Source organism: Methylocystis sp. JR02, assembly GCF_030063565.1.
GTDB lineage: Bacteria > Pseudomonadota > Alphaproteobacteria > Rhizobiales > Beijerinckiaceae > Methylocystis > Methylocystis iwaonis.
Window position 1 is genome coordinate 3,865,483 of sequence record NZ_JASIRC010000001.1, and the last position, 20,150, is coordinate 3,885,632.

The following is a 20,150-nucleotide window of genomic DNA, read 5'->3' on the forward strand; positions in this document are numbered from 1 at the left end:
AGGAGCGTAAGCGACGAAGCAATCCAGAGCCTAATCGCGGCCCTGGATTGCTTCGCTTCGCTCGCAATGACGGCGTAAGGGGACTTCTGACGGCCGTCAAAAGGCGCGACCAATCAACGTGTGCGCGGCCCAGTCTCCGACGCGAAGGCCGCTCTCGCGCAGCGAGCATTGCGCGCGGCGCAGCGCTTCCGCCTTCGTCTGGCCGTCGAGCCAATGGCGGTAGAACTCCTCGGCCAATTTCTGCGCGTGATCCGGATCGACATAGAACAGGGTTGCGACGAGAGACGGCGCGCCGGCTTCGAGAAAGGCTTGGCGGAATCCCCCGACTTCGCTAGCAAGCCGGGCCCGGAAGCCGCCCGAGCGACACGCGTTGAGAAACACGAGGTCCGCTTGGAGCCACGGCCCCTCCGCCTTGATCAGGGCGCGGGCGGTCAGATGGCCACCCGTTAACTGCAAGGCCGAGGCGCTGAGCGTGTCCATGACGCCGGCGAGCACGTTGCCGTGGCAGGCTAAATGGATCACTCGAAAGCGCGCGGCTTCTGCGAGAAACCGTTCGGGAGTGGCTTCCGGCTCCGACAAATACAGGCTTTGCTTCCCCCATTCGGGCTTGCCGACGAAAAGGTCGGCGACCGCCTTTGCTTGGGCGGCGAAGCTGATCTCTCCGACGCCGCCGGCGCCGAGCGCGAGGCAGGATTTCGTCTCTTGCGGGCGCCGCCCGAGGCATTCGAGTAAGCTCGCCACCGACGGCGCGATAACGGTCGCGCAACGCTCAACCAGCGAAACGCCGCCCTTTCCGGTCAAGGCCGCGAAGGGGATCGAATGGAGGTGTGAGTCGGGGACGATATAGAGGGTCTTGCAGGTCTCGACCGTTTCAAAAAGCCCCGCCAGGGGGCGTTGCAGCGCTTCCGAAATGCCAGGCAGCGCCTCGGCGAGACCCGCGTTCCATTGCTGCGGCCCGTCATCGGCGGTCGGCAGCAACTTCTGCAGTTGAGCCTCGCCGAAATCGGCGGAGACTTCGCGCACGGGGCGGCCCGGGGCGACGATGAAGACGACCGTATCGACCGGACCGACCGAGAACAGGGCCAGCGCTGCGGGTCCATCTGGGTGCCGTGCAAGAGCGTCGATGAGAAGCGGCAGGATGTCGCGTGAGGATGCTGGGCCAGCGGGCGAGATCAGTTGACCGGCGCGCAGCAGCCGACCGCGGCCGCGTTCGGCCCACTCGAACCCCTCGGCGGCGCGGCCGAGCCGGGCGCAGATGCGCGCGGCCGCCGCGTAGGCGGCCTCAATGTGTTGCAGTTCGTCCCGGCCCGCGCCCGGCCCGTCGCCGAGCGGATCACGTCGTCGCTCTGGAAACAGGCTCACAGCTTCAATGGCGTCGGCGAGCGCCTCCTCATCACGTCCGAGGCGCTGTAGCGCGGCGCTGCGGGCGGTCAACGCCGCGCCGCGGGTCTGGGCGTTGGCGGCGGCGTCCAGCGCGCCGTCGATGTCCGTCAGCGCGGCGGCGTAATCACGATCGAGAAAGCGGGCCATCGCGCGCTGCAACAACGCCCGGGCGTAACCCTCGCCGTCCCGCGCGTCGCGGCAGGCGCGCAACACGACGTCGAGCTCGGTGATTGCGCGCCTTCGCTCCGCCGCTTCGCCGCCCGCGATCAACAGGCGGATCAAATCGCGCCGCGCGCCGTCGATAAATCCGGCGATGCCGGTCTCGTTGCCGATCGCCAGCGCCTCATCGAACAGCTCGATCGCCTCCTGGCGACGGCCAGGGCGATCCTCGCAAAACCGGCCATAGGTCATGCGCGTCGTCCAACGCTCGCGCGGGCTCTTCGCGGCCAAGAGCGCAGCCTTCAGCCGGCGGTCGGCGCGCGCATAACCTTCCCGCTCGATGAGCGCCTGCCCACGCAAGAGCTGCATGTCGATCTTATAGGCCTCGTCGTCGGCGAGCTCTGGCGCTCCGCCGCGATCGAGTTCGGCGTTCATCGCGTCGAGCACCGCGCCCGACGCGTCCCAGCGCAACGCATATTCATAGCGCTGGCGCCAGATGCTGCGAATGAGCACGGGTTGGCGGCTCTTGATTGCGGCTTCGTAGGCGAGATCGAGCGTTCGCGCATATTTCTCGCGGTCGCCGCGCGCGAGGGCGATGTGCGCAAGGAGACCGAGGCTTCGCGATACGCCCTCCATCGAGCGTCGAACCTGCATCTCCCTCTTCGGCGCGCCGATCCGGTCGGCCCAGCGCGCGGGATCGGCAAAAGATTCGGCGATCTCGATCGCCTCGGTCATCGCCGCTTGCGCCGCTTCGAGATCGCCTGCCTCGAACTCGATCTTGCCGAGGGTCTCGAGGAGAAGCGCGCGTTCGGGGTCGTCGGCGGCGGTCAAGTCAAGACTGCTCCGGCAAGCCGCTCGAGCGCCCGCGTAATCGCCAGTCATCGCGAGGGCGCCGGCTACTCCGAGCCACAGGACAATACCCGCTTTGCGGGCGCGCTCCGCCAGGTGGCGCCCCAACGCACTCGCGAGCGGACTTGGCTCCGCCGCCCATGCCCCGATGTCGCGGGCGATACTCTCCGCCTCCCCGGCAAGCGCTCGCAGGGGGCCGAGGACCTCTTTGGGCTGCGTCGCAACCAATGAATGGAGGCTTCGCCCTTGACGTTCGAGCGTGACGAGGCGCTCCGCCAAGGCCCGGAAGCGCGTTTCGCCCAGATCGCTCATCAGGCGCCGAAAAGGGAGGACTTCACCGTGTTAGGCAAGGCTTTGACGAAGCCGGTCACTTCGTGCGCAAGCTTGGCGCCGTCCTGGAGTTGGCCCCATTCGATCGTTTCGAGCTTGCCGTCCTTGAACTTGATTTTCTTCGGCACGGCGATCATCGCAAGAATGACGACCCCGGCCAAAAGCGTCAGGTCCATATGAGGCTGCGCCGCACGCCGTAGCGCCTCGTCGAGATAATCACGAAGGCCAGGGGTCTGCGCCGCTTGGTCGAGAACGAGGCGGGCCACCTCGCCGCGCGCCTCGGTTTCCCTTTCCGCGAGCATTGCGTTGAGGAAAGGCGCGACGTCGGGCGGCGCGCCGTCGCGTGCCTCTTTGGCCAAATCATCGAGATCGGCGATGGTGGGCTTGCCCCCGTCGAACAGATCGACCGGCAACAGATCGAATAATTCCTTCACAGCCTGTTGCGCTTGTCCCGGCGACAACGCCGCTATCCGTTGATCCATGAATTTGCCTCCTGAGCCGGCGAGCGACCGCCCGGTAGGATTACAATCAGCGTCGCTTGCTTTGCTAACAATGGTCCGATGAAATCTTGTTCGATTATGTCGGGGAAACGCGCGCCCGGCAAGCGGCGAGGCTTCGAGGCGCCGCCACGCGCGCGGCAGGGGCGTGCGCATGTTTGCGAAGAATAATGGGTTTGGGTGAAGTGGCCGCCCCCGTCATTGCGAGCGGAGCGAAGAAATCCAGAGCCTCATCGCGGCCTCTGGATTGCTTCGTCGTTTCGCTCCTCGCAACGGTGGAGCCTAATGCTCATCGCCCAATGTTCAAATCTGCCCGCGAACTCTCTGAAAGCCGCGTCTGGCGCGGCTGTCCCTGAGTGGTCTGCGCCAGCAGCATCGCCAGATCGAGCTGGCGGGCGCATCCGGTTTTGGCGAGGAGGGATTTGATCTGCGTCCGCACCGTCTCTTTCGAGACGTCGAACTCCGAGGCGATATCCTCGACGGTCTTTCGCTGCGTGACGGCGCGCGCGACGCGCGCTTCGGCGGGCGTGAGGTCAAAGAGACCCTGAATGAGCGCGGCGTCGGGGGCAGCGGGCGTCGCCACCGCCGTAACCGTCAACAGGCTGAGCCCGCCGCCGAAAAGCTCGCGGGCAGCGCCGCTGATGGGGATAAGATGAACGACCGCCGGATCGCCCGCGGCGCCCTTTGATGGGAAAGACCGCGCCGAGGCGGCGGCTGGGTACGTCACCCCGGCGAAGGCGCGCCGCAGCATTCCGTCGGCCGCGGGGTCGATCAAAGCGATACGATCCTTGGGCAGCCAGGCGATATGGGGGCGCATCGCCTCGATCAGCTCATTGGCCGCGAGAACCCTGCCGCCCGCGTCGAGAACCGCCGCAGGTAGGCCGATGATGGCCAGCGCTTGCGCCGCGGCGCGCAGCCGCTCCAGCCGCCAGCGCGCCGCAAGCAATCCGGCGCGCGCGAGATGCGGGCGAAAGGCGTCGAGGCGGGCGATGTCGGCGCGATCGAAGGGGGGCTTGCCAGCGCGGCGGTTGAGCTGGACCAAAACCAGATCGCCCGTGGGCACGGGAATCACCGTCGCCGCGCAATGGTGCAGACCCAGGGGGCCGCACCATTCGCTCATGACGGAGTCCTCGAGCCATTCCTGCTCGCTGAACCCTTCATTATCCGCAACGAATCCCGCCCGGTCGAAGGCGATGAGCCGGGCGGTCGCCTGGGTTCGCGCCGCGCCGCCTCCCGGAGCCATCCAGGCGTCGGTGGTCCGCGAATTCATAAGGTCGGAGCAGCGCCAGCCCGTCCAGGCGTCGGCGCGGCGGGTGAGGATGATGCCGCCCGCCGCATCGACCAATTCGCCGAGGTCGTGCAGGATGAGCGGCCATAAATCCGGGTCGGCGGCCGCTTCATAAATGCGCGTGACGGTCGATTCGAAATCCATTGGCTGGACCGGGCGTTCGGAGGGGAGATTAGCTCAGAACGGCCCTATCGGAAAATACTTCAAAAAGAGTTCGCCCAAAACGCCCCGTCGATCGAGCCGCGCCAGCGCGTAATCGAGCGCCCGGCGCAGCGGCGCGTTGCCCTTTTTGACGGCGACGCCGACGCCCTCGCCGAAATAGCGCGGATCGGTGAAGGGGCCGTCCTTGAAGGTGCAGCATCCGCCCGCCTCCGCGCCGTTCAGCCAGAAGGACATGCCGATCGCGTCGCCGAAATAGGCCGCCACCCTGCCATTCTTGAGCGCGTTGCGCGCAAGAGCGGTCGTCTCGAAGGTCACGCGTTCGGCGCGCGGATAGAACGTCTCGAGAAAGGCTTCGTAGCGGGAGCCGGCGACGACGGCGACCTTGCGGTCTTCTATCGCCTCTGGGGAAGCAGCGGCGAGCGTCGTATCCGCGAGCGTCGCGAAACGGCCGGGGGTCAGGAAATAAGGGCCCGTGAACTCGACCTGCTTGCGGGTCTCGTCGTTGATCGAGAGAGAGGCGATGACGGCGTCGCCGCTATTGTCGTCCAGCGACGGAATAAGAAGATTCCAGCTTCGTCTCTGGATCGTGCAGGGCAGCTCCAGCTCGGCGCAGATCGCGCGGGCGAGATCGACGTTGAAGCCGGCGAGCTGTCCATCCGCGAGGAGAAAATTGAAAGGCGGATAGTCGTCTTCGGTCAGGAAGCGGATCTGTTTTATGTGCGAGAGATCGGGCTTCTGCAGCGCGCGATGCGGATCGACGAGCGACGGCGCCGCCGCGGGCGCCGGATCGGCGACGGCGGCGACGCTCGCGAGAGCGAAGGCCAGCGCTGCGACGACGCCAAGCGAGAGCGCTGCTGGAGGATGGGAAAAATTCGAATCAAATTTATTGCGCACCCGATTTTTCTGACCGATAGTCAAGCTTGCATATTTTTTCATTCATTGAGTTTAGTTCATGAGCAAGGCGTCGGTCGACTATTTTTCCATCGATTCTGGCCCACGCAAGCGCGACGATACGGGCTTTCCCCCGTTGCCTTTGCGCCGCAAAAGCCTCGCGGATGAATCCGCGCGGGAGGGGCGCAGGGCCTCCCGCAGGGTGGAAACGCCGCCTGTCGAAATCGCTTTTCTGCTCGATCACGGCGTCTCGCTCGACGCATTGAACGAAGCCGCCGGATTGGCGCGGCGTCAGGGCGTCTCGGCCGACGCGGCGCTCCTTGCCGAGGGCGTCGTCGAGGAAGCGTTTTTCTACCGCGCCCTCGCTCAGCATCTCGGGGTCGCCTTCATCGACGACACGATCGAGCTCGCGCCCGGCGCGCTTGCCGCGGCGGGGCTCGGCTATGTGCGATTGCGGGATCGCCGCGACGGCGTTCGTTGGCTCTTCGCGCCGTCGGGAACGCAAATCTTTCGTTTGACGAGCGTCGCGCGCGCGGCGAAAGGGCGGCCGCTTTTCGCGATCACGACGCGCACGCGTTTTCTGGAGGCGCTTCGCGACGCCTATCCGCGAGACGCCGTGTATGCCGCGAGCCATTCGGCGGAACAGATCGACCGGGATCTTTGCGTGCGCGGTTCGACGACGCGCGCGCCGCTCGCCTGCGCCACGGCGGCGCTGATCTGCATCGTCGTCAGCCTGTTCGCGCCTTTCGAAACCGTCAATCTCGCCGTCGCCTTCGCCCTCGCCGCGGCCTTTCTGGCGAGCGTCGTTCTGCGCCTGAGCGCCTGCGCCTCGAGCGCTTCGCGGCAGGAGGACGCGCGATGGATCGACGATGCGCGGCTTCCCGTCTATACGGTGGTGCTCGCGCTCTACAAGGAAGCGGCCGTCGCGCCGCAACTCGCGCGCGCCATCGACCGTTTCGATTATCCGCGCGCCAAGCTCGACATCAAATTCGTTATCGAGGCCGACGACGCGGAGACGGCTGCGGCCTTGCGCGCGCATCCGCCGCGCGCGCCGCATGAGATCATCATCGCGCCCGATGGAGCGCCGCGCACCAAACCGCGCGCGCTCAACATCGCCATGCCGTTGGCGCGCGGCGCGCTCGTCGCGGTGTTCGACGCCGAGGATATTCCCGATGCGCGCCAGCTCCGCCGCGCCGCCGCGCTTTTCGCCGCGGCGCCGCCGGATGTCGCCTGCCTGCAGGCGAGTCTTGTCATCGACAATGGCGCGCTCAATTGGATGACGGGCATGTTCGCGCTCGAATATGCGGCGCTTTTCGATGTCTATAACAAGGGGCTGTCCCGGCTCGACCTGCCGCTCTTTCTCGGCGGCACCTCCAATCATTTCCGGCTCGCCGCCCTGCGCGAGATCGGCTTCTGGGACGCCTATAATGTAACCGAGGATGCGGACCTCGGGCTGCGTCTCGCGCGCGCGGGCTTCGCGGTGCGCACTTTCGATTCCCACACATTCGAGGAGGCGCCGGCCGTCTTTCGGGCGCTCGTCAAGCAGCGCACGCGCTGGTTCAAGGGCTGGATGCAGACGGCGATTGTCCATTGCCGCCATCCCGCGGGCTTTTTCGCCGATCTCGGGGCGCGGCGGGCTTTCGCCGTGCTCGCGATGTTGGCCGGCGGCGTTTTGGGTCCGCTGCTCGGCCCGCTCCTGATGTGCCGCCTGGCCTATCACGCCCTTTTCGGCGCGCTGTTGCGGCCGACGACATTCTTCGAGACGGCGTGCTGCGGGCTATGGTGCTTTCTCGCGCTGTCAGGGGCGGCGGCGCTGCTTTGGCCCATCCTCGCCGGGATGCGGCGACGGCGCCTTTCGGCACTTCGAAATGCGCTGCCCCATCTGCCGATCTGGCTTTTCATGCTCAGCATCGCCTGTTGGCGCGCCTTTTTCGAGCTCTGGCTGCGGCCCTTCCATTGGGAGAAGACCGAGCATGGGCTCACCATGCGCGGCCATCCGGAGGGCTCAGGCGAACAGCCATTGTTTGAGCAGGAAGCCGGCGCTTAGCGCCTTGCTGTAATGCTCGTGCAGCATGATATGCGTCATGCCCGCGCGCGGCAGGTCGCTCTTCTTCAGCCGGCGGAAGAAGGGAACGAGCACTTCCTCGAAATTGCGCACCGTATATTGGCCGCCATGCCGGTCGGCGACGCGCCCCGCGACATTAGTGAACAACAGCATCAGCGCCTTGAACAGAACCGGATTGGCGATGTTCTGATCGATGGCGTGAAGCCCCAGGCCGTGACGGCAGGCGAGAATATAGGCGTTGAGAACGACATAGACTTCCTCGGCCGGCGCGCCGTCGAAGGCGCCTTTGATCGACCGCAGAGCCGCATTGAAGGTCACGCGGGAAATCATGCCCTTCTTGCGCTCGGCGGGGCTGAGGAAGCCAGCGAGCGCAGAATCTTCGCGCGTATGGAAGGCGTCGAAAACATTATGCAGCAGCGCCTCGGTTTCCGTCTCCAATTCGGAGAGTCGACGGATGTCGAGCAGAAGCTCATTGGGCACCGGCCGCTGCTTGGTGTTGATGTCCATGAACAGCCGGCATTCCTGCGCGCGCGTCAGCCTGTTGTAGATCACAACCGGCACGCTCACCGAGGATTTGGCGAGCTTGAAGCCGAACACGCGATGCTGCCCATCGATGATGAGAAAGGCTTTCGGGTCCTTGCGGAAAGTGAGGGCGCCGTCGTCCTTGTCATAGGAGAGATGCGCGCGCGTCTGCGCCGAGAGCACCACGGCGCCGGGGACTGTGCCCAAGCCCGCGTCGATGTAACGGGCAATCGATCTTGCGCGCCGCTCGTCGAGCAGGCGTTGGAAGCCGTCCGCCGGATTTTCGGCCCGAGCCTCGACCGTGCAGGTCTGGGCGAGAAGATCGCTCGGCAGCACGAGCGAATAGAAGCGATGCTTGCCCTGGGTGACGATCAACGCGCGCTCTGAGATCGTTTTGGCCTTGGCGGCGTCGCGCGGGCTGGCGGCGGAGAACTCGGCGTCGTGGGGCAGGGGGTGGGAATCGGCCAGATCGCCTATGGTGTCCCGATCCATTATCGTGATCCCATCGAAGCGCGAACTTGACAGCGTTCGCGAAAGGCTGACTCGACGAATCAAAAATCGGCACTTGCGCGAAAGGCTAGGCGCGAATGACGACGGGAACAAGACCGCTGTGTTTCTTATTCGGGCAATCGTGTTGACGTCTGGCGCGGACCCCACCCGGCGGCCTTTGGCCGCCGACCTCCCCGTAAAGGGGAGGTATTTGGGCTAACGACGCAGCTTGGCGTGAACTGGAAACTCTGGCGACACGCTCCCAGCGATTGTTCGCGCTTCCTTTGGCGCCCGTGGGGTTGTAGACTTTCCGCCAAATCGGCCGGCCGGAGAGGGCGACGTCCATGAGGTCGATCATCTCGTCGATCCGACGACTGACAGGTCAGCCGCTGACGCGGCGCTTCAACAGAAGATATCGAATGAACCGCTACGAACGCACGCCGCAGCCGGCCGGGGAAGCCGAGATCGAGTATCTCGACGGCGAATATCGCATCCGCAAGCCCGGCGCCTATGTGCGCTGCGCCGTGACCGGCGAGCCCATCCCGCTCGAGGATCTGCGCTATTGGAACGTCGATCTGCAGGAGCCTTACGCCGGCCCGCACGCCAAGCTCATGAAGCTCGGGGTCAAGAAGCCCGACTGAGGCGCGCGCGGGAAAGCGCGGCGTCGAGCGTGTCCAGGACGGCCTCCTGCTCGGCTATGGCGAGGCTGATGGGCAGAGCCTCTGCGGCGAACGCGGGCGGGAGGCGGACGGCGTCCTTCTCTGTTGTGACGAGCGTGGCGCCCTGCCGGCGCGCAAGCGCCGTCAGCTCGGCGAGGTCGTTTTCACTGTAGCGATGATGATCGGGAAAGGCCCGAGTCGCAACGACGTCGGCGCCTGTCTCCGCCAGGGTGTGGAAGAACTTTTCAGGGCGTCCGATTCCGGCGAAGCCGATGACTCGTTTGCCGGCCAAGGCCTTCGCCGCTTGCGGCTCGGGAACGACGCGCGCCTGGAAAACCGGCTTTGTGCAAGACTGACTAAGCACCCGCCCGGCGGCGCCCCCGCCGATGACGATCAGAGCGTCGGCGACCGCCATCTGCGCCTCGAGCGGCGCGCGCAGCGGGCCGGCGGGTAGGCAGCGGCCATTGCCCGCGCCATAGTCCGAGTCGATCACGAGCAGCGAGAGGTCTGGCGAGAGCCTCTGGCTGTGGAAGCCGTCGTCCAAAATGAGAAGGGTTGCCCCCAGGCCGCGCGCGAACGCCGCGCTTGCCGAGCGATCCACACCGACAATGGCGAGCCCATGGCGCGAAAGCAGCAGCGTCTCGTCGCCGGCCGTCGTCACATCGTCCTTTGGTGAAACGGCGAAGGGCTCGGTGCGGCCGCCGCGCCTGCCGTAGCCCCGTGTGAGTAGCGCGGGACGTTCGCCTTGCGCGGAAAGCAGCTTCGCCAGCGCGATAACGAGCGGCGTTTTGCCGTCGCCGCCAACGGTCAAGCCGCCGACGACGATTGTGGGCAGCGCGGCGCGCGGCGCCTCGCGGGTCAGGCGGCCGCGGGCGACCGCGCCATAGAGATGGCCGAAGGGAGACAGCAGACGAGAAGCGACTCCTTCCGTTCGCCAGAACTGGGGCGCGCGCATGAGCGCTCAGCGCCCGGAGGCGGCGACTTGCGCGAGAAAGGGCTCGACCGCCGTCATGATCGCGCGCGAGGCGCCGCCGAGCTTATCGACCGCTTCGGCGCCGGCGCGGCCCATGCGGCGCATGCGGGCGGGTTCGGAGAGGAGATATTGCGCGGCGCGCGCCAGCGCGGCGGCGTCGGCGACGCGCGCCGCCGCCTTGGCGGCGGCCAGCTCCGTGTAAATCTCGTTGAAATTGTCGATATGCGGCCCGTAGAGCACCGCACAGCCGAGCTTCGCCGGCTCGATTGGGTTCTGGCCCCCGCCGGGAACAAGCGATTTGCCCATGAAGACGACGCCGACGCTGCGAAAGAAGAGGCCGAGTTCGCCGATCGTGTCGGCGATATAGATCTGCGTCTCGCGGCGCGGCTCGCCGTCGCGCGTGCGCAGGGCCGTCGCAAAGCCTTGGGCTTGCGCCAGCTCTGCGATTTCCGCGCCGCGCTCGCGATGGCGCGGGGCGATGACGGTCAGCAGATTGGGGATCTGCTTGCTGATCTCGGCATGGGCGGCGAGGATCAATTCCTCTTCGCCCGCATGTGTCGACACCGCCGCCCAAACCGGACGGGCGCCGACCGCGCCGTTGAATTCGGCGAGACGCGCGGCGTCCACAGGCGGCGGCGCCACGTCGAATTTCAGATTGCCGGCGATGCGCACGCAGGGCGCGCCCAGCGCCAGAAAGCGCGCCGCATTCTCGGAATCCTGCGCCAGGCATAGATCGATCGCGCCGAACACACGGCGCGCGGCGCTCGGCAGGCCGCTCCAGCGCTCCGCGGATTTGCGCGAGATGCGAGCGTTGGCCAGCAGCAACGCCACCCCCCGCGTGCGCAGCGAGGCGACCATATTCGGCCACAGCTCGGACTCGGCGAAGACGGCGATGTCCGGGCGCCAATAATCCAGGAAGCGGTTGACGAAACGTGGGGCGTCGAGCGGGACATATTGGTGGAAGGCGCCGGCCGGCAGCCGCTGCGTGAGAATGCGCGCCGAGGAGACCGTTCCGCTTGTCACCAGCACTTCCGCGCCGCGCTGGATGAAGCGCTCGACCAGCGGCAGCAGCGAGACCGTCTCGCCAAGGCTCGCGCCATGCAGCCAGATCAGGCGCCCTTCCGGCCGCTCGCGCGAGGCGACGCCCAGACGTTCGTCGAGCCGGTCTCGGTCTTCCTTGCCGTGGGAGGCGCGCCAGTTGAGGCCGGCTCCGGCAAAGGGCGTCGCGGCGATGGTCGCCAATCGATAAAGCTTCAGGAGCGGCATGTTTACCGTGCTACGCAAACGCTTCGGCCCGAGGCCGCGCCGACTGGCCTAAGCGGCGTCGCGCTTCCCCGACAGAATAATGCTCCCAAAACCGGCGGATTTTGGAAAGCGCCAAGCTCGCTCAGAGCTTGTCGTGCTCGGGGTCGAGAAGCTTGTAGAGATGGACGACGAAATAACGCATATGCGCGTTGTCGACGGTCGCCTGCGCCTTCGCCTTCCAGGCGGCGACGGCGCTGTCATTGTCGGGAAAGACGCCGACGATGTCGAGCTTTGCGGGATCGCGGAAGGTCACGCCGTCGAGCGCCTCCAGCTCGCCGCCGAAGACGAGATGCAGAAGCTGCTTGTCCTGTTTCGCGGGCGTCGCCTTCTTTGTCATGACCACTTTATTCCTTTCGAAACGTCCAGAGCTATCGTTCTCGTGTCCTCGATGAGAGGCTTGGGCGCGGCGACGAGCATGCCGCGCTTCGAGGAGCTGCGATTATAGGTGATCTCGCCCCCCTCGACCTCTTCGAGGGCGATCCCGGCCTCCTCCAGAATGACGTCGGCCGCGGCGATATCCCAATCGCGTGCATTGGGCGAAGAGATGACGAGATCGTGACGCCCGGCGGCAATATCCACGAGCCGCAGCGCCAGGGACGGCGTGCGCGGCGCGATCGCAATATTGTGCGGCAGAGCGGCGATACGCTCATGCAGCGGCCGCGGCGCGATGACCATGGCGCCGGCGAGCGTGGCGCGGCCGAGCGGCGAGAGACGCTCGCCGTTGAGAAAGGAGCCGAGTCCGCGCGCGGCGGTAAATGTTTCCCCGCGCGCCGGCGCATGGACGACGCCGATCGTCGGCCGCCCGCGCTCGACGAAGGCGAGTGAAACCGCCCAGCGCTCGTCGCCGCGGGTGAAGGCCTGTGTGCCGTCGATGGGGTCGACGACGAAGATGGCGTCGCGCGACAGGCGCGCGTCAGTGTCGGCGGTTTCCTCGGAGAGCCAGCCGGCCTCGGGCGCGAGCCGGCGCATTTCCTCGAAGAGGAAACGGTCCACCGCGAAATCGGCCTCGGTCACCGGCGAGCCGCCGCCCTTGTAGGAGATCGCCGCCGCCGTTCGGGCGCCGGGGCGAAAATAGGCCATGGCGATGTCGCCGGCCTCGCGCGTAATCGCTTCGAGGCGCGATAGGAAGGCGGGACGGTCGGATTCGACGAGCGGCATCACGAGAAGCAGTAGGGGAGCCGCGGCTTGCCTGCAAGACATTCGCGGATGCGAATTGCCGACAATTTGATCAAATGTGTTTCCCCGCATTTACCTTGGAGTCGTGATAACGGCTCAAATGCAATGGTTTACGTCGCATTCACCAGGGTTTTTAGCAACTTTGCCGGGGCTCGCGCGGCAGGATCGTGGGGACAAAAGGAACAGCCCGAGCCCGAGGAGTTAAGCCATGTTCGAAGCCGGCAATGCGCGCAAGATCGAAGAAGCCTTTCTCGTTCAACGCGACTGGCGTGCGGATGGCGGCGTGCGGCGCGTGCGCGTCACGCGCAGCGACATCCTCATCTCGCGGCGTTTCAACGGCGTCGATATGATGATCTCCGTGCCGGCGCCGGCCTATTGCGGCGTCGTGCTGGACGTCGTCGAGGGGCAGGATGGGGCGCCCTGCTACCGCCTCTCGCTCGCGCATCGCGACCGCGACCTCGATGTCGTGCTGGCGGAAACCCAGGACAGCGGCGACGCCGCGGCGGACTGGAAATATTGGGCGAGCTGGCTCGCCTTGCCGCGGCTCGCGGCCGAGAACGGCAAGCTCGCCAGGGTGGATGCGGCGGGTTCGTCGCTTACGGTCTTCCCGCGCCGGGGCGCCTCCAGCCTGCGCAGCCGTCGCCCGCGTTTCCTCACGCGCCGCAAGACGGGCGTCGCCGCCCGCATGGGGGAGGTCTTCGCCGGCGAGCGCGAGATCATCTGCTACGAGTGAGCCGCAGGCCGCGTAATTAGTGATAGCGATCTGGCGTCATGATCCCCATACCTCCCCTTTACGGGGAGGTCGGCGGCCGAAGGCCGCCGGGTGGGGCTCACGCCGCAACGGCAGTGGTGGGCTTTACCCCACCCGCCCCCGCTTACGCGGGGCCACCCTCCCCGTAAAGGGGAGGGATGGGCTCACGCCCGGCGTTCGGCGTTACCCCGAAGGGTCAGGAAGCGCTTGCGCCCCCGATTGCCGATCGCTCGCAATGACGGTGAGCGCTAAAATCCGCAGCGCTCAGGCCGCCTGCGCGCCGGTGCGGACAATTGTCCCGACATGCTCGCCGCGCAGCGCGGCGGTCAGCCGGCCCGGAACGAGTCCGTTGACCACCTGCACCCGCTCGAGATGCCGCGCATTCGCCATGACCTCGAGGAGCGCGCGGTCGAAAGGCAGCGCATCGAGCTTCGAAAGATCGGCGCCGCTCGCCTCGCGGATCAGCTCGGCCCGCTCGCCGCCGGGGCCTTTGGGGTCGGTCGTATAGACCCCGTCCACGTCCTCCACGATCGTCAGACCAGCCGCGCCGAGCGCGTCGGCGAGCAGAAACGCGCCCGTGTCCGCGCGGTGCATGGGGATGCGCGAGTGTGGGAATTCGTGGTGGTGGTAGGGCGGAAAGGCGCTTCCGACCACCGCGCGGGCGGCGGAGAGATGGATGGCGAGCTGGTTTGCGATGGTCGGGTGCTCGACATAGGAGACGCCCTCCGGCGCGAGCAGCGAGGCGAGGATATGGCCGTTCTGGCCGGCTTCGCTCGCCGCGAGCGGGGCCAGCGAGCCCACCGGCAGGCCGAGATCGAGCCCGACGCCGTAGAGGTGGCGGGCGCGCACGCCCGCGCCGGTCAGGATCAGCAGACGGTGCTCGGGCAGGAGCTTACGGATTTCGTCGACGATCGGGAGGATAGCGTCCGCGCCGCGATCCATGATCGAGCGGCCGCCGATCTTCACGACCTGCAGCCAGGGGAGGAGCCGGATCGGGCGGCGGCCGGCGACCGGGCGGGTGAGATCGCCGTCGAGAAGGGTCTGGCGCGCGAGCGGCGAGGCGACGTGCTTGATGCTATTGGCGTCGGTCATGGGAAAAAACTCTTTTAGCTCGCGGTGATGATCGTGCCGACATGCTCGCCGGCCAGCGCGCGTGTCAGATTGCCGGGGACGAGGCCGTTGACGACCTGCACTTCGCGGACGTGGCGCGCGGCTTTCAGCAGATCGAGCATGGGGAACTCGAGGATCGAGTCGTGCAGCCCCTGCGCCTTCATCTCATCGACCGAAATCTTCGGGATGAACTTCGCGTCCTTCGCGGTTTTCGGATTGGCGGTGTAGAGGCCGTTTTCATCCTTCACGAAGATCATCGCCTTGCAGCCGAACTGCTCGGCGACGAGGAAACATCCGGCGTCGGTGCGATAGGGCGGGATGACGCCCTCGGGCGCGGGGCGCATCCAGACATTGTAGGGCGGCATGCCGCTGAAGATGACGGCGTTCACCTCGGCGAGGTAGAGCGGCACCGCCGAGAGCGCGGCGCCGTTGACGGCGGAGACGCCGTATTTGGCGAGCAACTGTCCAAGCATTGCGGCGTTCTGGTCCGCGACCGAGGCGCCGAGCTGCGAGAGCACGCCCGCCGGCAGGCCGAGCCCCGCCGCGATCGAGTAGAGATGCCGCGCCCGCGTGCCGGCGCCGGTGCCGATCAGCAGCTTATGGGCTTTGCGGGCGGCGACGATCTCGTCCACCAACGGATAGACCGCCGCGCGGCCACGGTCGATGACGCTTTGTCCGCCGATCTTGATCACGCTCGCGTCCGGCAGAATACGGAAATCGGCGGCGGATTCGGCCGCCGCCAGAAGCTGCGCGTCGGTCAGCGACCGTTGCATGAGGAGGGCGTCGAGCGCGGCCGTCGTATTGGCCATGAGGGCAACCTTTCGTGATATTTACAATTTTTTATTCCACTGTCTCGATACAGCTTCGACAATTACCTCGCAATATGTAGAAATTCTGCTTCTTTTACTGCACGGAAAACACGGCAAATGCTTCGCCGGAAAAGATGATGGAAAACGCCTGCGCCGAATTTGCGATGCGGCGTCGCGCGGTCACATCCCCAAGCAGGGCATCAAAATTGCTTGGCAGTGCTGCCAGGCGAAACGGGGGTTGTCGACCGACTTCCCACACGTCCGGCGTGCGACATCAAATCCGCTTGATTGGCTCGTTACGCGAGCTGCTCGGGCGGAAATCACATGAGAGAGGCTTCCTTCGTCTTGGTGACGAAGAAGCCGACGATCCCTCGAGCGTGGGGCAGTCGAAAAGATGCAAGTCACATTCATCCGGAATACGTCAGATGGCCGCGCAATCGAAGTCATCGGTCCCTATGTCTGCGTGGCGCGCGAGCCGGTCGCCGACGGGATCGTCGAGATCGCGACTCATCCCAATCGCAAAGCGATCCTGGCGAGTGTGCCCAATGCGACGCATATGGCGGGACCGCTCGTCTTGACCGCGGAAGAAGCCTCGGCGGTCCGCGGCGCCCTCGCAGCCGCGCAGCCGGCGCCCGTCGAGCCGAGCGAAATCGACAGGCGCTTTCGCGAGGCTTACAATACTCGAAGCCGTCGGGAGGGCATCGAGTAATACGGGATCAGCTTGATTGGTTCGGTGTCATTCCCGACGCTCGCGCAGCGAGCGATCGGGAATCCAGAGCCAAACCAGCGCTTTTGTGGCTCTGGATTCCCGATCGGGCCTTCGGCCCGTCGGGAATGACAAGCCCCAATCCGAGCTATTCAAACGGAAACGGTATAAGGGGCGCGCGGCAAGTTTGACGCGCGGCCGTCAGTGGTTGGCGCTGAGGCGCAAGCTCATCTCGATCGTCGAAATCACGCGCCGCTTGCCTTGGGACGTATGCGACAAGGCCGCCGCTCAATTGCCAGAGCGGCGGCCCCGCGAAATCTTACGCCGGACGGCTATTCGTTCTCGTGTTCGACCTCGGCGGATTTGATATGCTTGCCGCCGTTCGAGCCGAAGGCCGGGTCGCTGACGCTGTCTTTGCCGTTTTCGATATGGCCCGCGAGACGGCGCTCGAAGCTCTTGTCCTCATCGATGGTGATCAGCAGATCGTACCAGCCGAAGCTGGCTTCCAGCGGCCAGGACTTCTCGAAACGCTCGCCCGGGGAAAGACGCCGCTTTGCCGTGTGGCCAGTATAGGCGTCAAAGATCGTGACGGTACGGGCGCTCGCTCCGCGATTTGCGACGACGATCTCGAAGTCGCGATACGCCTCCTCCTCCTCGTTCTCGTAATGGGCGCCGACATAGAAGTCGGCCGAGCCAGCCGCGACGCCGCCCTTGAAGGTGCGAAGGAAGCCGTTCGGGCCATAAACCGAGAAGTCGTACAGACCGCTGACCGGGACCTTCAAGCTGTCGGAAAGCGACTTGCCGGCCTCGACCGTATAGCTCCATGGGCCAGAGGAAGCGTCGCCCGAACGCACCTGTAGCCAGGCCCCCGCCTTGCCTTTGTTGGCAATTTCGAGGTGGAACGTCTTCGCGAGGTCGAGGGCGCCTTTCACATCGAGCGCATAGGGCAGTGGGCGGGCGTAGCGCGCGCCGGTTTCCTGTTTCGGCATCGCCTGCTGGGTCGGCAGGGTGGGGACGTAGCTGGGATGTCGCTGCCGGTCCGGCGGCGCGTAAGACGCCGTGCTCGGCAGGGCGACGAAGCGTTTGTCGGGCCGCGTGAAATCGAAGGCCGAGGTCAGATCTCCGCAGATCGCGCGGCGCCACGGCGAGATTTGCGTTTCGACAACGCCGAAGCGACGCTCGATGAAGCGAATGACCGAGGTGTGGTCGAACAATTCGGAGCAGACATAACCGCCCTTGCTCCAGGGCGAGACGGCGAACAACGGCACGCGCGCGCCGAGGCCATAGGGGCCCGCGGCATATTTCGCGCCGCCCGCATAAATCTCGTGCGTCGTGGCGACCGTGGAGAGACCTTGCGACGGCGATTGCGGCGCATAAGGCGCAACGACGTGATCGAAGAAGCCGTCGTTCTCGTCGTAATTGATGATGAGGACGGTCTTGCTCCAGACTTCCGGATTGGAGGTCAGCGCGTCGAGAACTTGCGAGATGTACCAGGCGCCGTAATTGACCGGCCAGTTCGAATGTTCGGTATAGGCCTCGGGAGCGGTGATCCAGGAGACTTGCGGCAGCGCATTGCGACGCACGTCGTCGCGAAGAATGTCGAACAACGCGCCGCCAACGGCGATGTTCGTGCCGGTCTTCGCCTTGTCGGCGAGCGGCGTGCCCGGCTGGGCGTTTTGATATTGGTGGAAATAGAGCAGCGAATTGTCGCCGTAGTTGCCGATATAGGGATCGGTCGTCCAGCCCCACGATCCGGCGTCGTTCAGTCCCGTCCCGATGTCCTGATAGACCTTCCAGGACACGCCGGCTTTTTCCAGAAGCTCTGGATAGGTGCGCCAGTCGTAGCCGGCCTCGGAATTGTCGAGGACGGGCCCGCCATTGGCGCCGTCATTGCCGACCCAGCCGGTCCACATGTAATAGCGGTTGGGGTCGGTCGCTCCCATGAAGGAGCAGTGATAAGCGTCGCAAATGGTGAAGGCGTCGGCCAATGCGTAATGGAACGGAATGTCTTCCCGGGTCATATAGGCCATGGTCAGCGGGCCCTTGGCCGCGACCCACTGGTCGTATTGGCCATTATTCCAGGCCTTGTGGGCGTCCGGCCAATTATGCGGCGTGCCGGCCAGGAACTGCGCTCCGACCGGGCGCGCGTCCGGACGGTACGGCAAGAGTTCGCCGGCGCCATAGGGCTGATGAAACACTGATTTCTTGGATGGCAGAAAGGCCGGACGCGGATCGCCAAACCCGCGCACGCCGCGCAGGCTGCCGAAATAGTGATCGAAGGAGCGGTTCTCCTGGGTCAGGACGACGATATGTTCGACATCCTGGATCGTGCCCGTCCGCTTATTCGCCGGCAGCGCCAAAGCGCGTTCGATGCTCTGCGGAAAACTCGTGGCGAGCGCTGCGGTACCAGCAAGGCGCATAAAATCGCGGCGGTTACTCGCGGTCATTGTGTCGGCCCCCAAGGCTGTGCTTGCGGGGCTCACTAACAAGGGGCAACGACACACAGGTGACGGGGCTTTGACAAAATGACGACGGCGCTTTGTGAATCCAGGGCGGCGATGCGGCCCTGGATTGCTTCGTCGGCTCCGCCTCCTCGCAATGACGGCGGTGATTATTTATTTGACGGCCGGCTTCCGATAGGCGACGCCCTTCGTGAGGAACTTACGCTCGCCTGACGCTCCGCGCCTAATAGAAGGGCCGCCCTCGCCGGTTCCTTTCGGCTGCCAATTCGGCACGAGCTGATGCTTGCCGGGCCCGATGAGGTCGGCGCGGCCCATGGCTTTCAGCGCCTCGCGCAGCATCGGCCAGTTCTCGGGATCGTGATAGCGCAGGAAAGCCTTGTGCAGGCGCCGCTGCCTTATCCCCTTCACCGCGTCGACCTTCTCGGACGCCCCGCGCCGCACAGGTTTCAACGGGTTGAAGCCCGAGTGATACATCGCCGTCGACAGCGCCATGGGCGAGGGCAGATAGGTCTGCACCTGATCGGCGCGGTATTTATTGCGCTTCAGCCATAGCGCCAGATTCATCATGTCCTCATCCGTGGTGCCCGGATGCGCCGCGATGAAATAGGGGATGAGGTAATATTCCTTCTTCGCCGCGCGCGCCGCCGCGTCGAATAATTGCTTGAAGCGGTCGTAGGAGCCGATGCCCGGCTTCATCATCTTGGAGAGCGGCCCGCTTTCCGTATGTTCGGGCGCAATCTTCAAATAGCCGCCGACATGATGCTCGACGAGCTCGCGAATATAGGCCGGGCTCTTCACAGCGAGGTCGTAGCGCACGCCCGAGGCCACCATCACCTTCTTCACGCCCGGAAGCGCACGCGCCTTGCGATAGAGTTCGATCAGCGCGTCGTGGCTGGTGTTCAGATTCTTGCAAATGTCGGGATAGACGCAGGACGGGCGCCGGCACAGCGCCTCTGTCTCTTTGTCGCGGCAGGCCATGCGATACATATTGGCCGTGGGCCCGCCGATGTCGGAGATAATGCCGGTGAAGCCCTCTGTCTTGTCGCGGATGATCTCGATCTCTTTGAGGATCGAGGCTTCCGAACGCGATTGGATGACCCTGCCTTCGTGCTCGGTGATCGAGCAGAAGGAGCAGCCGCCGAAGCAACCACGCATGATCGTCACGGAATGGCGGATCATCTCCCAGGCGGGTATTTTGGCGCCGTCGTAAGAAGGATGCGGCGCGCGCGCGAAGGGCAGGTCGTAGACGGCGTCCATCTCCGCCGTCGTCAGCGGAATCGGCGGCGCGGTGAGCCAGACGTCCTTGTTGCCGTGCCGCTGCGTCAGCGGGCGGGCGTTGCCGGGATTGCTCTCCTTGTGCAGCACGCGCGAGGCGCGCGCATAGGCTTCCGGGTCGCTCGAGACTTGTTCATAGGCGGGCAGGCGGATGACGACATCGGCGCCGCTGCGCGCATCGTCCTTGCGCAGCCGCCCCTCGTCGGCGCTGTCGATATCTTCGGCGGAGGCTTCGACCCATCCTTCGGGCGTCGCGTCGCGCAGCAAAGCGAGGCCGCGAATGTCGGAG

General features: G+C 65.4%; 18 protein-coding genes. 5 read left to right on the forward strand and 13 right to left on the reverse strand.

All coding sequences use genetic code 11. The features are described 5' to 3' along the window. Window positions 1-96 precede the first annotated feature (96 nt). The 4 genes from QNA11_RS18330 to QNA11_RS18345 form a co-directional block, all read right to left on the reverse strand. The gene (locus QNA11_RS18330) at window positions 97-2,703 is read right to left on the reverse strand and encodes a CHAT domain-containing protein (protein WP_349362214.1); all 2,607 of its coding nucleotides are present in this window, start codon (window positions 2,701-2,703) and stop codon (window positions 97-99) included. Further along, window positions 2,703-3,203 carry a hypothetical protein gene (locus QNA11_RS18335; RefSeq protein WP_283484115.1) on the reverse strand — a complete coding sequence of 167 codons (501 nt, stop codon included), beginning with the start codon at window positions 3,201-3,203 and terminating at the stop codon, window positions 2,703-2,705. Before QNA11_RS18335 ends, QNA11_RS18330 begins: the two co-directional genes overlap by 1 nt. 304 nt (window positions 3,204-3,507) lie before the next feature. Beyond that, window positions 3,508-4,650 (reverse strand): helix-turn-helix transcriptional regulator, encoded by a 1,143-nt coding sequence (locus QNA11_RS18340; RefSeq protein ID WP_283484116.1) that lies wholly within the window; start codon window positions 4,648-4,650, stop codon window positions 3,508-3,510. A 33-nt stretch (window positions 4,651-4,683) separates the two neighbouring features. Continuing rightward, window positions 4,684-5,562: a transporter substrate-binding domain-containing protein gene (locus tag QNA11_RS18345; RefSeq protein ID WP_283484117.1), complete on the reverse strand. Its 879-nt coding sequence runs from the start codon at window positions 5,560-5,562 to the stop codon at window positions 4,684-4,686. Between the two features lie 58 nt (window positions 5,563-5,620). On the opposite strand from QNA11_RS18345, the gene QNA11_RS18350 reads away from it, so the two are divergent. Further along, window positions 5,621-7,606 carry a glycosyltransferase family 2 protein gene (locus tag QNA11_RS18350; RefSeq protein ID WP_283484118.1) on the forward strand — a complete coding sequence of 662 codons (1,986 nt, stop codon included), beginning with the start codon at window positions 5,621-5,623 and terminating at the stop codon, window positions 7,604-7,606. On the opposite strand, the gene QNA11_RS18355 is transcribed toward QNA11_RS18350, so the two are convergent. Beyond that, window positions 7,565-8,638 (reverse strand): DGQHR domain-containing protein, encoded by a 1,074-nt coding sequence (locus QNA11_RS18355; RefSeq protein WP_283484119.1) that lies wholly within the window; start codon window positions 8,636-8,638, stop codon window positions 7,565-7,567. The two genes, QNA11_RS18350 and QNA11_RS18355, sit on opposite strands and share 42 nt — an antisense overlap. 416 nt (window positions 8,639-9,054) lie before the next feature. Between QNA11_RS18355 and QNA11_RS18360 the strand changes: the two genes are divergently transcribed. Beyond that, window positions 9,055-9,276 carry a DUF2093 domain-containing protein gene (locus QNA11_RS18360; RefSeq protein ID WP_202073903.1) on the forward strand — a complete coding sequence of 74 codons (222 nt, stop codon included), beginning with the start codon at window positions 9,055-9,057 and terminating at the stop codon, window positions 9,274-9,276. On the opposite strand, the gene lpxK is transcribed toward QNA11_RS18360, so the two are convergent. The 4 genes from lpxK to QNA11_RS18380 form a co-directional block, all read right to left on the reverse strand. Continuing rightward, a complete protein-coding gene (gene lpxK, locus QNA11_RS18365) occupies window positions 9,260-10,249 on the reverse strand; it encodes a tetraacyldisaccharide 4'-kinase (protein ID WP_283484120.1) in 990 nt (329 codons plus the stop codon). The two genes, QNA11_RS18360 and lpxK, sit on opposite strands and share 17 nt — an antisense overlap. Window positions 10,250-10,255: 6 nt before the next feature. Next, complete coding sequence (locus QNA11_RS18370; RefSeq protein ID WP_283484121.1) at window positions 10,256-11,533, reverse strand: 3-deoxy-D-manno-octulosonic acid transferase; 1,278 nt, start codon at window positions 11,531-11,533, stop codon at window positions 10,256-10,258. A gap of 121 nt (window positions 11,534-11,654) precedes the next feature. After that, window positions 11,655-11,909, reverse strand: a complete 255-nt coding sequence (locus QNA11_RS18375) for a DUF4170 domain-containing protein (RefSeq protein WP_283484123.1) — start codon at window positions 11,907-11,909, stop codon at window positions 11,655-11,657. Then, window positions 11,906-12,772: an inositol monophosphatase family protein gene (locus QNA11_RS18380; protein ID WP_283484124.1), complete on the reverse strand. Its 867-nt coding sequence runs from the start codon at window positions 12,770-12,772 to the stop codon at window positions 11,906-11,908. The genes QNA11_RS18375 and QNA11_RS18380 overlap by 4 nt, the downstream gene beginning before the upstream one ends. A gap of 184 nt (window positions 12,773-12,956) precedes the next feature. Between QNA11_RS18380 and QNA11_RS18385 the strand changes: the two genes are divergently transcribed. Next, window positions 12,957-13,481, forward strand: a complete 525-nt coding sequence (locus tag QNA11_RS18385) for a DUF6101 family protein (protein ID WP_283484125.1) — start codon at window positions 12,957-12,959, stop codon at window positions 13,479-13,481. A gap of 282 nt (window positions 13,482-13,763) precedes the next feature. Here QNA11_RS18385 and QNA11_RS18390 read toward each other — a convergent pair whose 3' ends face one another. Together QNA11_RS18390 and QNA11_RS18395 are read right to left on the reverse strand one after the other, a co-directional pair. Next, window positions 13,764-14,591 (reverse strand): amino acid kinase family protein, encoded by an 828-nt coding sequence (locus tag QNA11_RS18390; protein ID WP_283484126.1) that lies wholly within the window; start codon window positions 14,589-14,591, stop codon window positions 13,764-13,766. A 14-nt stretch (window positions 14,592-14,605) separates the two neighbouring features. Beyond that, entirely contained in the window at window positions 14,606-15,418 is an 813-nt protein-coding gene (locus QNA11_RS18395) for an amino acid kinase family protein (protein ID WP_281928756.1), read from the reverse strand. Between QNA11_RS18395 and QNA11_RS18400 the strand changes: the two genes are divergently transcribed. Next, window positions 15,417-15,746, forward strand: coding sequence for a hypothetical protein (locus QNA11_RS18400; RefSeq protein WP_283484127.1), 330 nt, complete (start codon window positions 15,417-15,419; stop codon window positions 15,744-15,746). The genes QNA11_RS18395 and QNA11_RS18400 overlap by 2 nt on opposite strands. Window positions 15,747-15,812: 66 nt before the next feature. Further along, window positions 15,813-16,127, forward strand: a complete 315-nt coding sequence (locus QNA11_RS18405; protein WP_202073896.1) for a hypothetical protein — start codon at window positions 15,813-15,815, stop codon at window positions 16,125-16,127. Between the two features lie 329 nt (window positions 16,128-16,456). On the opposite strand, the gene QNA11_RS18410 is transcribed toward QNA11_RS18405, so the two are convergent. Both QNA11_RS18410 and QNA11_RS18415 read right to left on the reverse strand, forming a co-directional pair. Continuing rightward, entirely contained in the window at window positions 16,457-18,571 is a 2,115-nt protein-coding gene (locus QNA11_RS18410) for a phosphocholine-specific phospholipase C (RefSeq protein WP_283484128.1), read from the reverse strand. Window positions 18,572-18,739: 168 nt separating this feature from the next. Next, on the reverse strand, window positions 18,740-20,150 hold a 1,411-nt coding region (locus QNA11_RS18415), incomplete at its 5' end, for a YgiQ family radical SAM protein (protein ID WP_283484129.1).